Below are 14,236 nucleotides of genomic sequence, written 5' to 3'. Positions count from 1 at the left end.
CCAGCCAGACGGCGCTCACAGGGCGGCCCTCTCCTTCAGCGGCTCCCACCAGGCGCGGTTGTCGCGGTACCACTGCACGGTCTCGGCGAGGCCGGTGCGGAAGTCCTTGCGGGGCTCGTAGCCCAGCTCCTCGCGGATCTTGGTGCAGTCGACGGAGTAGCGGCGGTCGTGGCCCTTGCGGTCCTCGACGTAGGTGACGCTGGTGTCCCAGTCGGCGCCGCAGGCGTCCAGCAGCAGCTGGGTGAGCTCCTTGTTGGAGAGCTCGGTGCCGCCGCCGATGTTGTAGACCTCGCCGGCCCGGCCCTTGGTGCGGACCAGCTCGATGCCCTGGACGTGGTCGTCGATGTGCAGCCAGTCGCGGACGTTGGCGCCGTCGCCGTAGAGCGGGACGGTGCCGCCGTCCAGCAGGTTGGTGACGAAGAGCGGGATGACCTTCTCGGGGAAGTGGTGGTGCCCGTAGTTGTTGGAGCAGCGGGTCACCCGCACGTCGAGGCCGTGGGTGCGGTGGTACGAGAGCGCGATCAGGTCGCTGGACGCCTTGGCCGCGGAGTACGGCGAGTTGGGCGCGAGCGGGTGGGTCTCGGGCCAGGAGCCCTCGTCGATCGAGCCGTAGACCTCGTCGGTGGAGATGTGCACGAAGGTCTTGACGCCGGCCAGGTGCGCGGCGTGGATCAGGGTGTGGGTGCCCACGACGTTGGTGCGGACGAACTCCGCGCCGCCGTCGATGGAACGGTCCACGTGGGACTCGGCGGCGAAGTGCACCACCTGGTCGTGCTCGGCCATCAGCTTGGCGACCAGCTCCGGGTCGCAGATGTCGCCCTGGACGAACCTGAAGCCGGGGTGGTCGCGCACCTCGTCGAGGTTGGCCGGGTTGCCCGCGTAGGTGAGCTTGTCGAGCACGGTGACGGCGACGTCGCCGGGGCCCTGGGGGCCGAGCACCGTACGGACGTAGTGCGAGCCGATGAAGCCGGCACCGCCGGTCACCAGGATGTTGGTGGTCATGAGGAGATCTGCACCTTGCTGTGGTCGCCGAGCACGAGTCGGTGGGCGGACGGGGAACGGGGGGCGGGGGTCACCTCGACGTCGCGGCCGATGAGCGACGCCTCGACGCGGCGGACACCCGCGATGGAGGCGCCCCGCAGGACGATGGAGTACTCGATCTCACTGTCCTCGATACGGACGTCCTCCGAGACCGAGGTGAACGGCCCCACGTAGGCGCCGCTGATCACCGAACGGGCGCCGATGATCGCGGGCCCGACGATCCGGCTGCCGCTGACCTTGGCGCCCGGCTCGATCCGGACCCGGCCGATGATCTCGCTGTCCTCGTCGACTTCGGCGCCCTCCTGGCACGGCTCGACGGCCTCCAGGACGGTCCGGTTGACCTCCAGCATGTCGGTGACGTTGCCGGTGTCCTTCCAGTAGCCGCGGATCGTGGTGGACCGCACGTCGCACTTCTGGTCGATCAGCCACTGGATGGCGTGCGTGATCTCCAGCTCGCCGCGCCAGGACGGCTCGATCGAGCGGACGGCCTCGTGGATGGCGGGGGTGAAGAGGTAGACGCCGACGAGCGCCAGGTCGCTCTTGGGCTCCTTCGGCTTCTCCTCCAGGGCCACCACCCGGCCCGAGGCGTCGAGTTCCGCGACGCCGAAGGAGGTCGGGTTGGGCACCTGGGTCAGCAGGATCTGCGCGTCGGGCCGGTCCGAGCGGAACTCGTCCACCAGCCCGGTGATCCCGCCGACGATGAAGTTGTCGCCGAGGTACATGACGAAGTCGTCGTCGCCCAGGAAGTCCCGGGCGATCAGCACCGCGTGGGCGAGGCCGAGCGGCTCCTCCTGCGGGATGTACGTGACCTCGATGCCGAGCGCGGAACCGTCGCCGACCGCCTCGCGGATCTCGGGCGCGGTGTCGCCCACGATGATGCCGACCTCGGTGATGCCCGCTTCCGCGAGGGCTTCCAGGCCGTAGAACAGCACGGGCTTGTTCGCCACGGGCACCAGCTGTTTGGCCGAGGTGTGCGTGATGGGACGCAGGCGGGTGCCGGCCCCTCCGGATAGTACGAGAGCCTTCACGTGAGCAGTCCCCATAACGATCTGTCGGTCCTGTCGCGGGCATACCGCCCGACCGATTTTACTGAGCTTCCCTGCCTGATATCCGGTGAATCCGTCTTATGGACCCCCGGGGATGCGCACGGTGCACGAGTGTTCGTCACCCTGCGTTCAGCTTTTCCTTCCAACGCCGCATGTCACGGCGCATCCTGCGGACCACCCGCCGGGACAGCGAGGCCCGACGGGCGGCGACCTTCGGCCGGTCGATGCGCTTGCCGTCGTGCCAGTCCGGCACCGTGACCTCGTAGTTGGAATCGGCCAGTCCGGCCGACTTGTCGCGGAAGTGCGGGTACGCGAGGTAGAGCGTCCGGCCGTCGCGCGAGGCGACCACGTCCGGAACCGTCTTCGCCCGGATGTAGCGCACCATCTCGACGAGCAGGTCCGTCCTGCCCAGCGCCACACAGGCCAGGCGCAGCCGCTCCGACACCTTGATCAGCCGGGCCACGCCGTCGTCCCAGTACGTGGCCATCAGCGGAGCCGCGAGTTCCATCTTGTGCCGGCGGACTTCCTCGGATTCCCTCAGCACGACGGGGCCGAACTGCTGGAGCATTCCGACCGTGAAGGGCCGGACCATCAGGAAATCCCGCTTCGGCCCCGCGGGTTCGAGACGGTGAATGAGCGCCATCATGGCGCGCATCGAGTCGAAACGCCATTCGTAGTTGCCGCTCTTGGTGACGTGCTTCCCGTCCTCACGTCCCACCAGGTAATAGCAGACGTAATTGGAGATCACCGAGACGCCGGACCCGCGCAGATACGCCTCCATGGTGAAGAGGGCGTCCTCACCGGTCCTGAGATTCTCGTCGAACCGCAGGGAGAGACGTTCCAGGAGTTCGCGCCGGAAGAGCTTCTGGGCACTCAGCGTGTAAATGACCTTGGAGTTGTAGACGTCGACGCGTTCCTTCGTGGCCCGCCACATGGACTGGGGCGCCCCCCTGTTCACGCCGACCACCTTGCCGAGCACCACATCGGTGCCGGCCCGGTCCGCCATGGCCACCATCCGTTCCAGGGCCTCGTCGCCAAAGTAGTCGTCCGCGTCCAGGAAGAAGACGTAACGGCCGCGGGCCATACCGATGCCCACATTCCGCGGGCCGCTGGGTCCACCGGAATTCTTCTGCCTGACCACTCTGGTCGGGACCTTCGATCTGGCCGCGAACTCCTCCAGGTACTCCCCCGTGCCATCGGTGGAGCCGTCGTCGACCGCGACAATTTCGATCCGGTCGGCGCCGATGGTCTGCGCCTCCACCGATTCGAGACAGCGAATGAGATAGGGCATTGCCTCATATGCGCCGACAACCACGGTCACGTCAGGAATTTGCGTCTCGTTCACACAAACAGAAGACAGCCGGACCCACCCGTTGGTTGTCCCACGCCACACGGCCAAATGGTGACACTCATCACAAAGGCCCGGCACAACCCTTTGAGGGCTATGCCGGGCCTTGCTCAATCATGTAATGCAGATGGTTGACTTTCAGCCACTCACCGGTGCGCCCAGGCTCTTGCTCACCCCGACGTTCCGGGCCTCCGACCTGGCCGCCAGTTCCTTCACCGCCGTGTTGAACTGCACCATCGAGGTGGGCTCGTCCGGGCCGAGGAGGTACTGCTTCAGCTCCCGGCGGGCATCCGCCAGCGCGTCCGAGGCCGGATCCGTCACCGCGGCGAGCAGCTCGTCCAGCTCGGCCGCCGAGTTGGAGAGGATCACCGCGGCACGCACCGCGGTGTTCTGCCGGCGGAACTCCTCCTCGCCCAGCTCGGCCGAGTCCGTGACCGCGTAGGGCTTGCCGCTCGCGATGAAGTCGGACACCACGCTGGAGATGTCCGAGACCATGGCGTCCGACTCGTTGAAGCAGTCGTACAGCCGCATCTGCGCACCGGTGATGACCCGGTGCTCCCACCAGCCCTGCGAGCGCCAGGACGCCGCGTTCCACTCGTTCTTGAGCCGGGCGGTCTCGGCTTCGCGGGCCGGGTCGGCCAACGAGTCCCGGGACAGCTCCGCCTCGTCCCGGGCAACGCGCGCGCCGCCGGCGGCCAGCTCGGCCAGGCGTGCCTCGATACGGGCCATCTCGGCCCGCGCCTCGGCCCGCTCGCCCTGCCCGGCAGCCGTCTGCTCGGCCCACCGGGGGTCGGTGGCCCGTGCGGCGGCGGCCTGCTCGATCATCGCGGTGATGCGCTGGTGCACCGCCTTGGCCTTGGCGCTGCGGGTGCCGGTGAAGGGGTGCGGCTTGTACAGCAGCCGGACCGGCCGCTCGGCCTCCAGCAGCCGCCGGACGATGTTCTCGCCGGCCAGCAGCAGGGAGGTGTTGCCCGGGTTGTCGTCCCAGCCCTCCCAGGTGGGGGCGTACAGCACGGTCGGGATCGGGTTGCGCTGCGTACCGGTCCACGACTGGATGGTGGCCAGCTGCGGGCGGCCCACCTCCACGATGTCCTCGTCGCGCACGCCGACGTCGGCCAGCGCGTAACGGTCGCGGCCGGCCCGGCCCGCGGTCCACACCTCGTCGTAGACCTTGCTGTACGGGTTGACGCTGGCGATCTTGTCGCTGTCGCCGTGGCCGATGAAGACGTGCTTCATGGTCGGCACCCGGAGCAGGTGGATGTTCTTGCCGACGTTGGCCGCGTAGAGCGCGACCCGCACCGACGAGAGGTTCAGGTTCATCAGGTGCACGCCACCGGGAACGCAGAGCACCGGCACCGAGGTCTCGGCGAGCTGCGGCAGGATGTTGCGCTCGCGCAGCAGGATCATCGGCCGGCCCTCGACCTGCGCCATGGTCTCCAGCCACATGTTGGCCTGGTAGGCCGACTCCTTGGAACCCGAGAAGTAGAGGACCACGGTGGGCTTGTACTCGCCCAGCCAGGCGTCCACCGCACTCAGTACCTTGTCCGCGGAGCCCACGAGCTGCTTCGGGCGGATGTAGGGCAGGAGCAGCAGCAGGTAGCCGAGCGCCAGCAGCAGCGTCAGGCCGAGGCCCGCGTAGGCGATGGCGTCCGTGCCGGTCTCGGCCGCGATCAGTACGCCGGCGATCGCGAAGACGTCCAGGTGGAGCATCTTCTCCGCAGGACGGTTCATCAGCAGCAGCGACGGGGCGTCAGGAATCCGGACCCGTTCGAGGTCGACGTTGCGGGTGACCACCGGCAGCTTGCGGCGCAGCCTGATCAGCGTGACGATCGCGCTCTGCGGTGCCTGGAGCCCGTAGAACGCCAGCAGGCAGGCGACCGTCACGTAGAAGAGCGGCTCCTCGCCGAATCCCATGCGGGAGAGCAGCAGGATGAGCAGCAGCTGGCGGACCAGGAAGCGGATCGAAAGTCCGGCCCGGATCGCGGTGAGCCGGTTGATGAGGTAGCTGCCGCAGTGGTGCAGATACCGGTCCGCGAGATAGGTGACCGCAGCGGCCCCGGCGAAGAACCAGAGATTGGGGAGTATTGCCGCGAGCATTATGCACGGGAACCCCAGAGCCATCAGGAGCGCGGCGACCAGCTCCGAACCGCTGCCCACCCGAGCCAAGCGCATGGCTTTCGAAATCACGAAGTACCGCTCCCGAGGGTGCCGACTTTTTTACTTTACGAGGGGAATGTGAAGGCAGAGCTTCACGAATTCGGACCCCTGTGGTCGCGTTTGACGACTGCAGGGGTCCGAATAATCGATTGTCAAGCAGTATTACACATCGGCCTGTCGGTCCAGGACGGCGGCAAGGGCCTGTTCGAAACCGGACGCCTCGGAGGCGCCGCGGGTCGGGTCCTGCTGGCGCACGTCGATGACGTGACCGGTCATCTCGGAGAGCAGCACGTCGAGCGAGGTCCTGGCGACCGCCTCGGAGGAGAGCAGCGTGCCCGCGGGCTCCTCACCGAACGCCTTGGTGCGCATCGGGGTGGCGGTGCGCTCGGGGTTCACGCAGTTCACCCGCACCCCGTCGGCCGCCCACTCGTCCGCGAGCGCCTGGGTGAGGTTGACCATGGCCGCCTTGGTCGACGAGTAGAGGCTGTACTCCGCGCGGCCCCGGGTGTAGCTGCTGGAGGTGTAGAGCAGCAACTGCCCCTTGGTCTCGGCGAGATACTTGTACGCGGCCCGGGCGATCTGAACGGGTGCCAGGTAGTTGACGTTGAGCGCTTCCTGGATGGTCGTGTTGTCCGTCTCGGCGAGCTTGCCGATGCGGAGCACGCCCGCGGTGTTGATCACGTAGTCGACGCGGCCGGTGTCCGCGTACGCCTTGGAGAGCGCGTCGTCGATGTGCTCCGGGTTCTCCACGTGCGTACCCGTGGTGGAACGGCCCAGGGCGTAGACGGTGGCGCCGTAGGACTCGGCGAGCGACGCGATGTCCGCGCCGATGCCGTACGAACCGCCGAAGACGACAAGGGTCTTGCCGGCGAGCAGCTCGCGGTAGGCGGCGTCGTCGGTCGGCTGCGGGACTGCCGTGGAGGCCAGCTGGAACAGCTTGTCCGCGATGAAGACGTCGACCGGCTGGGTGACCTTCATGTTGTACTCGTCGCCCGCCACGACGTAGATCGGCACGTCGGGCAGGTACTTCAGCACGACCGAGCAGTCGTCGGTGGCCTGGAAGTTCGGATCGCCGGCGGCGACCTCGTAGGCCCGGCGGATGGTGGAGAGCTTGAATGCCTGCGGCGTCTGGCCGCGGCGCAGCCGGGAGCGGTCGGGCACGTCGGTGATGAACTCGCCGTCGCCGCCGTGGGTGCGGGTCACGATGATCGTGTCCGCGGACGGGATGGCGACGTCGACCGCCTGGTAGCGGTCGAGGGCGTCGACGCAGTCCTTGATGACGCGCTGCGAGAGCAACGGGCGCACGGCGTCGTGGAAGAGGACGTTGCGGTCCTCGCCCTCGGCCAGGCCCTCGCCGAGGGCCGCGATGGCGCGCTCGGTGGTCTCGTTGCGCGTGGCGCCGCCCTCGATCACCTTGGTGACCTTGGTCAGTCCGGCCTTCGCGACGATCTTCTCCACGTCGGGCACGTAGCCCGGCGCCATCAGCACGATGACGTCGTCGATGGAGTCGGCCTGCTGGAAGATCGACAGCGTGTGCTCGATGACGGCCTTGCCTGCGATCTTCAGCAGCTGCTTGGGGATCGACAGACCCACGCGCTGGCCGGTACCGCCGGCGAGCACGACTGCTGTGGTTCGGGCTTTGGCTATGTGCTGAGCAGACACAGACGACCTACCTTGCGAGGGCTGGGAGATACAGCGATGGTTGCACTCTCCGTTACCGTCTCGCAAGGTGGACGTCGGCCACTGCACGCCGCGACGAAACCTTGTGTCGCCCTGCGATCAGGGCGAATACCGGAACTGACGCTTCCTGACCGGGTGACCGATGCCACAGACCCGAGCGGCATGAATCACTCCTGAGCAGGTTTGGTTCCCTCGGACGTGTGACATGAGAAACGCGCTTCGGTCGGCCGTGCGGGCCCGCACGGCCGACCGGACCCAGCCCGACCGGATCAGAACGGGTTGAAGTCGTCGAACTCGCGCTGCGCCTCGTCGCGTTCCGCCTCGCGGTCGCGGCGGCGCTGCGCCGCCGGGCGCGGCGCCTCCAGCCGGTGGTCCTCGCCCCGGCGGCCGAGCATCTCCGCGCCCGCGGCCATGGTCGGCTCCCAGTCGAAGACGACGGCGTTGTCCTCGGCGCCGATGGCCACGCCGTCGCCCGCCCGGGCACCGGCCTTCATCAGCTCGTCCTCGACGCCGAGGCGGTTGAGCCGGTCCGCGAGGTAGCCGACGGCCTCGTCGTTGTTGAAGTCGGTCTGGCGCACCCAGCGCTCCGGCTTCTCGCCGCGCACCCGGTAGAGGTCGTCACCCTCCCTGGTGACGGTGAAGCCCGCGTCATCGACGGCCTTCGGGCGGATGACGATGCGGGTCGCCACCTCCACGGGCTTGGCCGCGCGCGTCTCGGCGATGATGCCCGCGAGCGCGTAGGAGAGCTCCTTCAGGCCGGTGCGGGCCACGGCGGACACCTCGAAGACGCGGTAGCCGCGCTCCTCCAGGTCCGGCCGGATCATGTCGGCGAGGTCCTGGCCGTCCGGGATGTCGATCTTGTTGAGGACGACGATGCGGGGCCGGTCCTCCAGACCGCCGTACTGCTTCAGCTCCTCCTCGATGATGTCGAGGTCGGAGACCGGGTCGCGGTCCGACTCCAGCGTCGCGGTGTCCAGCACGTGCACCAGCACCGAGCAGCGCTCCACGTGCCGCAGGAACTCCAGGCCCAGGCCGCGTCCCTGGCTGGCGCCGGGGATCAGGCCCGGCACGTCGGCGACGGTGTACACGGTGCTGCCCGCGGTGACCACGCCGAGGTTCGGGACGAGGGTCGTGAAGGGGTAGTCGGCGATCTTCGGCTTGGCCGCGGACAGGACGGAGATCAGCGAGGACTTGCCCGCGCTCGGGTAGCCGACCAGCGCGACGTCGGCGACGGTCTTGAGCTCCAGGACGATGTCCCGGGACTCGCCGGGCTCGCCGAGCAGCGCGAAGCCGGGGGCCTTGCGCCGGGCGGAGGCCAGCGCCGCGTTGCCGAGGCCGCCGCGGCCGCCCTGACCGGCGACGAACGTGGTGCCCTGGCCGACCAGGTCGGCGAGCACCTCGCCGTTGCGGTCGAGCACGACCGTGCCGTCGGGCACCGGCAGGACCAGGTCCTGGCCGTCCTTGCCGGAGCGGTGGTCGCCCGCGCCGGGCTGGCCGTTGGTGGCCTTGCGGTGGGGGTGGTGGTGGTAGTCGAGGAGCGTGGTGATCGCCTGGTCGACGACCAGGGTCACATCGCCGCCGCGGCCGCCGTTGCCGCCGTCCGGGCCGCCGAGCGGTTTGAACTTCTCACGGTGTACGGAGGCGCAGCCGTGGCCTCCGTTACCCGCGGCGACGTGCAGCTCGACGCGGTCCACGAAGGTGGTCATGGTGGGAACCTCCAGTTACATACATGCAGAAATGTCTCACTCGTGCCGCCCGCCAGCCCGTGCCGTACTGCTGTGGGAAGCCGTTTCTCATGGGAGAAACACGCGAGAGGCGGACCCGCTTCCCGTACGGGAAGTGAGGTCCGCCTCCGCAGAAACCGCTCGACGAGCGCCGGAAATCAGCCGGCGATCGGAACGATGTTCACGACCTTGCGGCCACGGTGCGTGCCGAACTCGACCGCACCGGCGGCGAGTGCGAACAGCGTGTCGTCGCCGCCACGGCCGACGCCCGTGCCCGGGTGGAAGTGGGTGCCGCGCTGGCGGACCAGGATCTCACCGGCGTTGACGGCCTGACCGCCGAAGCGCTTCACGCCGAGCCGCTGAGCGTTGGAATCGCGCCCGTTCCGGGTGGACGATGCGCCCTTCTTGTGTGCCATGTCTCCTCAGTCCCTTACTTCGCAGCCGCGGGGATACCGGTGACCTTGATCGCCGTGTACTGCTGACGGTGACCCTGGCGACGGCGGTAGCCGGTCTTGTTCTTGTAGCGAAGGATGTCGATCTTCGCGCCCTTGTGGTGGTCCACGACCTCGGCCTGGACCTTGATGCCGGCCAGAACCCACGGGTCGCTGGTCACGGCGTCGCCGTCGACCACGAGCAGGGTCGAGAGCTCGACCGTGTCGCCAACCTTGGCAGTGGAAATCTTGTCAACCTCAACGATGTCACCGACAGCAACCTTGTGCTGGCGGCCACCGCTGCGCACGATGGCGTACACGCGGATCTCTCTCTCGCTCGGAACGGAGCCCCTGATGCCAGCCGCCCGCGCAGGCCGGGGCCCGCGACGATCCGGAAGGATGAGCGGCCTCTCCAGGCGGACGAATCCGCCGGAAGGAATGTGCTCAGGGGAAGGCGCGCATGGGAAACACGCCGATGGACAAGGTTACGGGGCCGACTTCGGCCGGTCAAACCGGGCCGCTGTCGGACGCCTCGGGCGGGCTCGCGTCGTGCCAGGTCGTAGGCTCGCCGCGCGAGGTCCCACTCCGAAAGGCAGACGTTCAGTGAACTACAGAGTCCAGCCCACCGCCCAGGTCGACGAGACCGCCGAGATCGGCACCGGCAGCAGCGTCTGGGAACTCGCCCAGATCCGCGAGCGGGCCCGGCTCGGCGAGGGTTGTGTGGTCGGACGCGGCGCCTACGTCGGCACAGGCGTCCGGATCGGCGACAACGTCAAGATCCAGAACTACGCACTCGTCTACGAACCCGCCGAACTCGCCGACGGCGTCTTCATCGGCCCCTCGGTCGTCCTCACCAACGACCACAACCCGCGCTCCGTCGACCCCGACGGCAAGCAGAAGCGCGGCGGCGACTGGGAGGCCGTGGGCGTGAAGATCGCCGAGGGCGCGTCCCTGGGTGCCCGCTCCGTCGCCGTCGCCCCGGTCCACATCGGCCGCTGGGCCATGGTCGCGGCCGGCGCCGTGGTCACCAAGGACGTCCCCGACTTCGCCCTGGTGGTCGGCGTCCCGGCCCGGCAGATCGGCTGGGTCGGCCACACCGGCGTGAAGCTCGTGGAACGCGAGGGCGAGCAGGGCATCTGGGAATGCCCGCAGACCGGTGCGCTGTACGAGGAGAAGGACGGGGTACTGACGGAGCACACCGCGTAACCCCGCGAAAGCCCTACGAGGCGGCCCCGGTGCGGAGACGCGTCGGGGCCGCCGTCGTTGAAGCGTCCGCGGCCGAGAGAGGCGACGTGGTCGTCGTGGGCGCGTTCCGCGAGCTGCCGGAAAACGTCCTGCCGAGCCTGCGCCCGGGTTTCCCGGACGGTCGTACCGGTCTTCGCTTCCAGGACTGCGAAGAAGCCGGCCGCTACGGCGTGGCCGAAACACGAACCGGCGTGTCCGGCGCTCCGCCGGATGTCCGACGCGCCCGGCGGCGAGTGGAATTGACGGGACGTGCGTTGCCGCCCGCGGTCGGAGCGAAGGATCGCGTTCCCTGCCGGGTGGCCGGCAGCGGCGCGGTGACGGGCAAGGTGGTGGGGTCGCCCAGGGTGGTCGCATCGGATCTCCGCGAGCCGGACCACCATCTTCCGCGGGCTTCTCCCGTGAACACCGGTGACCCTGTGACACCCCTTGATTACAAGGCTGTTCGCGACTTTCCCTGACTGGCATTTGATCGTACGGTCCATTTTCTACCGAGACAGTGGAGCCGAACCGTGCCAAGACCACAGATCCCCGATGCACTCCTGGCCAAAGTTGGCCGCCGCGCAGTCGCCCGGCTGGCCCGCGCCGATCGGCCATCCATCGCCGAGCGGGTCCTGGGGGTCTGCGCGCAACGCGTCCGGGACCGTCGGCTCAGGGCGGATCTGCTGGGCGAGGCGGCCGACGCCCAACTCGGCCGGGGCCTCACCCCCCGCCACCTCGTCCAGGCCTACGGCGCCGAGCTGGCCTGCGCGGACACCCAGCTGAAGGCGGGCCTCCGGAAGGAGGCCGCGGCGTCCCTCACCCGGGCACTGCTGCTGGCCTTCCACCGGGTCCCGCACATCGACCGGCTCCACTCCCCCCTCTCCGACGACCCAGCCGGCTTCACCGCCCGGCTGCGGTCCAGCGCCACCGCCCGCGCGGTGGCCGCGCCCCGCGGCCGGAAGACGCCCCCCGCCGCTCCCCCGGCCGACCGGCCGTTGCGGCTGCTGGTGGTGAACCGGGCCAACGCCAACTTCTTGGGTCTGCTCACCGAGCGCTACGCGAATCATCCCGGTGTCGAGCTGCGCACCCTGGACCTGGCGGCCGACCCCGAGCTCGCGCCGCTGGCCAAGGGTCTCCAGCGGATGATCGAGCTGCCGCTCGGGGGCCAGGCCGCGTACGGAGCCGCGGTGGAGGCGGCACTCCGGCCCCATCTGGACTGGGCGGACACGGTCTTCGTCGAATGGTGCTCCCTGGCCGCCGCGTTCATGACCTTGGTCGACCCCGGCAGCACCCGGGTCGTGGTCCGGCTCCACAAGTACGAGTCGTTCACCTACTGGCCGCACATCATGGACTTCTCCCGGGTCGACGACATCGTCTTCATCGCGGAGCACATGCGGGAGATGACCACCGCCGCCGTCCCCCGGCTGCTCGCCGATGACGCGCCGCGCCTGCACTTCCTGCACAACGCGCTGGATCTGCGCCGGTTCGACCGGCCCAAGAACGACGACGCGCGGTTCACCGTGGGCCTGGTGGGGATCGGACAGATCGCCAAGGACCCGCGCTGGGCCCTGGATGTGCTCCGGCTGCTCCGGGCCCGGGACGAGCGCTACCGCCTGCTGATGGTCGGTGACGGCATCAACCCGGCGCCGAGCCCCGCGGCCGGCGCCTACCACGCGGCTCTGGAGAAGGAACTGGCCGAGTTGGAGCCTTCGGGTGCGGTGCACAGGCTCGGGCCGAGCGACGACGTGGCCGGGGTGCTCGCCGGAGTGGGGGTGATCCTCAGCAGCTCCGTCCGCGAGGGCTGCCACGTCGGCCTGATGGAGGGGGCGGCGTCCGGCGCCGTGCCCGTCGTCCGGGACTGGCCGTTCGTGGCCGGGCGCCCGCACAGCACGCGCACCCTCTTCCCCGAGGACTGGGTCGTCACCACCCCGCAGCAGGCCGCCGACCGCATATTCTCCCTCACCGCGTCCGAGGAGGTCCGGGCCGCAGCCGGGCGCGAGGCGTCCCGCCACGCCCTTTCCACCTGGGACTGGGAGATCGTGCGGGACGACTACGACCACCTGCTGCTGGGCACGGACCGCGACGTGACGGACCCGCCCGCGACAGCCGGTGCCACCGGCGCGGGCCCGGGGAACCGGGACACCACCGACCGCCGCGGGTGAGGCCACCACGACCGGGGGATCCGGTTCTCCGCCGTTCCCCGGGTCGTGGGCTCGTCGAGGCCGGCCCTGGGCAGGACGCACGAGGGGGCCCGGTCCGACCATCGAGGTGGTCGGGCCGGGCCCCTGCGCGTACGGGGATCAGCCGCCGATGACCACGCGGCGGACGCCCTCCCAGCGGGCCGGGTCCGTGGTGCGACGGCCGTCGACCAGGACGCGGACGTCCGGGAGGTCTGCGGCGGCCAGCTCGCGGTACTCGGCGTGGTCGGCCTGGAGGATCGCGGCGGTGACGGTCTGGCCCTCGTGCGGGACGAGACCGTGCGCGGCCAGCTCCTCGGCCGTGTACATCGGGTCGGAGACGAACGGCACCGCGCCGCGTGCCTTGAGCGCCTCGACGGTCGGGAAGACACCGGAGAAGGCCGTCTCCTTCACGCCGCCGCGGTAGGCCGCGCCCAGCACCAGCACACCCGCGCCCTCCAGGTCGCCGTAGGCGGCGGCGAGCAGGTCGACCGCGTACTCGGGCATGGCCGCGTTGGCCTCGCGCGCCGAACGCACCACGGTCGCCGACGGGTCGTTCCAGAGGTACATCCGCGGGTAGATCGGGATGCAGTGGCCACCGACGGCGATGCCCGGCTGGTGGATGTGGCTGTAGGGCTGCGAGTTGCACGCCTCGATGACCTTGAGGACGTCGATGTTCTGCTGGTCGGCGAAGCGGGCGAACTGGTTCGCCAGGCCGATGTTGACGTCGCGGTAGGTGGTCTCGGCGAGCTTGGCCAGCTCGGACGCCTCGGCGGTGCCCAGGTCCCAGACGCCGTTGGGGCGCGGCAGGTCGTCACGGTCGTCGAAGTCCAGGACCGACTCGTAGAACGACACACCGTGCTCGGCCGACGCCTCGTCGATTCCGCCGACCAGCTTCGGGTAGCGGCGCAGGTCCGCGAAGACCCGGCCGGTGAGCACCCGCTCCGGGGAGAACACCAGGTGGAAGTCCTCACCGGCCCTGAGGCCGGATCCCTCTTCGAGCATCGGCGCCCAGCGGGTACGGGTGGTGCCGACCGGGAGCGTGGTCTCGTAGCTGACGAGGGTGCCCGGCTTGAGGCCGGCCGCGATCGCCCTCGTCGCGGAGTCCATCCAGCCGAAGTCCGGAGTGCCCTCCGCGTCCACGAAGAGCGGGACCACGACCACGACGGCCTCGGACTGCGCGACCGCGGCCGCGGTGTCCGTCGTCGCGGTGAGCAGGCCCGCCTCGACGGTCTCCTTGAGCTTGACGTCGAGGTCGTGCTCGCCGGGGAACGGTTCGACACCGGCGTTGACCAGCTCGACGACCTTCTCGTTGACGTCGGCGCCGATCACCCGGTGGCCCTTGGCGGCGAACTGCACGGCCAGCGGCAGGCCGATCTTGCCCAGGGCGACTACACAGATGTTCATG

At 69.4% G+C, this 14,236-nt stretch carries 12 protein-coding genes; 3 read left to right on the top strand and 9 right to left on the bottom strand.

The genetic code is table 11. The features are described 5' to 3' along the window. Window positions 1-15: 15 nt before the first annotated feature. From rfbB to rplU, 8 genes are all read right to left on the bottom strand, one after another. Window positions 16-1,002, bottom strand: a complete 987-nt coding sequence (gene rfbB, locus ACFYW1_RS20910) for a dTDP-glucose 4,6-dehydratase (protein WP_388994955.1) — start codon at window positions 1,000-1,002, stop codon at window positions 16-18. Next, window positions 999-2,069 (bottom strand): glucose-1-phosphate thymidylyltransferase, encoded by a 1,071-nt coding sequence (locus ACFYW1_RS20905; protein ID WP_388994953.1) that lies wholly within the window; start codon window positions 2,067-2,069, stop codon window positions 999-1,001. The genes rfbB and ACFYW1_RS20905 overlap by 4 nt, the downstream gene beginning before the upstream one ends. A 136-nt stretch (window positions 2,070-2,205) precedes the next feature. Continuing rightward, window positions 2,206-3,378 carry a glycosyltransferase family 2 protein gene (locus ACFYW1_RS20900; RefSeq protein WP_388994950.1) on the bottom strand — a complete coding sequence of 391 codons (1,173 nt, stop codon included), beginning with the start codon at window positions 3,376-3,378 and terminating at the stop codon, window positions 2,206-2,208. Window positions 3,379-3,573: 195 nt separating this feature from the next. Then, a complete protein-coding gene (locus ACFYW1_RS20895) occupies window positions 3,574-5,622 on the bottom strand; it encodes a hypothetical protein (RefSeq protein ID WP_388994947.1) in 2,049 nt (682 codons plus the stop codon). A gap of 132 nt (window positions 5,623-5,754) precedes the next feature. Further along, on the bottom strand, window positions 5,755-7,254 hold the full coding sequence (locus ACFYW1_RS20890) for a D-ribitol-5-phosphate cytidylyltransferase (RefSeq protein WP_388994944.1): 1,500 nt from the start codon (window positions 7,252-7,254) through the stop codon (window positions 5,755-5,757). A 287-nt stretch (window positions 7,255-7,541) separates the two neighbouring features. Next, window positions 7,542-8,978: a GTPase ObgE gene (obgE, locus tag ACFYW1_RS20885; RefSeq protein WP_388994941.1), complete on the bottom strand. Its 1,437-nt coding sequence runs from the start codon at window positions 8,976-8,978 to the stop codon at window positions 7,542-7,544. A 176-nt stretch (window positions 8,979-9,154) separates the two neighbouring features. After that, a complete protein-coding gene (gene rpmA, locus ACFYW1_RS20880; RefSeq protein ID WP_018103204.1) occupies window positions 9,155-9,412 on the bottom strand; it encodes a 50S ribosomal protein L27 in 258 nt (85 codons plus the stop codon). 14 nt (window positions 9,413-9,426) lie between these two features. Beyond that, entirely contained in the window at window positions 9,427-9,747 is a 321-nt protein-coding gene (gene rplU, locus ACFYW1_RS20875) for a 50S ribosomal protein L21 (RefSeq protein WP_042812502.1), read from the bottom strand. Between the two features lie 283 nt (window positions 9,748-10,030). On the opposite strand from rplU, the gene ACFYW1_RS20870 reads away from it, so the two are divergent. The 3 genes from ACFYW1_RS20870 to ACFYW1_RS20860 all read left to right on the top strand — a co-directional run bounded on the left by ACFYW1_RS20870 (window position 10,031) and on the right by ACFYW1_RS20860 (window position 12,813). After that, on the top strand, window positions 10,031-10,633 hold the full coding sequence (locus ACFYW1_RS20870; RefSeq protein WP_388994935.1) for an acyltransferase: 603 nt from the start codon (window positions 10,031-10,033) through the stop codon (window positions 10,631-10,633). Between the two features lie 86 nt (window positions 10,634-10,719). Then, window positions 10,720-11,130 carry a hypothetical protein gene (locus ACFYW1_RS20865; RefSeq protein ID WP_388994932.1) on the top strand — a complete coding sequence of 137 codons (411 nt, stop codon included), beginning with the start codon at window positions 10,720-10,722 and terminating at the stop codon, window positions 11,128-11,130. Between the two features lie 51 nt (window positions 11,131-11,181). Further along, on the top strand, window positions 11,182-12,813 hold the full coding sequence (locus ACFYW1_RS20860) for a glycosyltransferase (protein ID WP_388994929.1): 1,632 nt from the start codon (window positions 11,182-11,184) through the stop codon (window positions 12,811-12,813). A 138-nt stretch (window positions 12,814-12,951) separates the two neighbouring features. Here the strand turns inward: ACFYW1_RS20860 and ACFYW1_RS20855 are convergent, their stop codons facing one another. Continuing rightward, window positions 12,952-14,235: a nucleotide sugar dehydrogenase gene (locus tag ACFYW1_RS20855; protein ID WP_388994926.1), complete on the bottom strand. Its 1,284-nt coding sequence runs from the start codon at window positions 14,233-14,235 to the stop codon at window positions 12,952-12,954. Between the last annotated feature and the right edge of the window lies 1 nt (window position 14,236).

Origin of the sequence: Streptomyces sp. NPDC002669 (assembly GCF_042889165.1) — a bacterium.
GTDB lineage: Bacteria > Actinomycetota > Actinomycetes > Streptomycetales > Streptomycetaceae > Streptomyces.
Note: the sequence above shows the minus strand (reverse complement) of the source record. Positions and strands in the feature narration are given on the sequence as shown.

Excerpts from the sequence above, each read along its gene's own strand:
- rfbB (WP_388994955.1), bottom strand. The coding sequence starts at position 1,002 with ATGACCACCAACATCCTGGTGACCGGCGGTGCCGGCTTCATCGGCTCG.
- ACFYW1_RS20900 (WP_388994950.1), bottom strand. The coding sequence starts at position 3,378 with ATGCCCTATCTCATTCGCTGTCTCGAATCGGTGGAGGCGCAGACCATC.
- obgE (WP_388994941.1), bottom strand. The coding sequence starts at position 8,978 with ATGACCACCTTCGTGGACCGCGTCGAGCTGCACGTCGCCGCGGGTAAC.
- rpmA (WP_018103204.1), bottom strand. The coding sequence starts at position 9,412 with ATGGCACACAAGAAGGGCGCATCGTCCACCCGGAACGGGCGCGATTCC.
- ACFYW1_RS20855 (WP_388994926.1), bottom strand. The coding sequence starts at position 14,235 with ATGAACATCTGTGTAGTCGCCCTGGGCAAGATCGGCCTGCCGCTGGCC.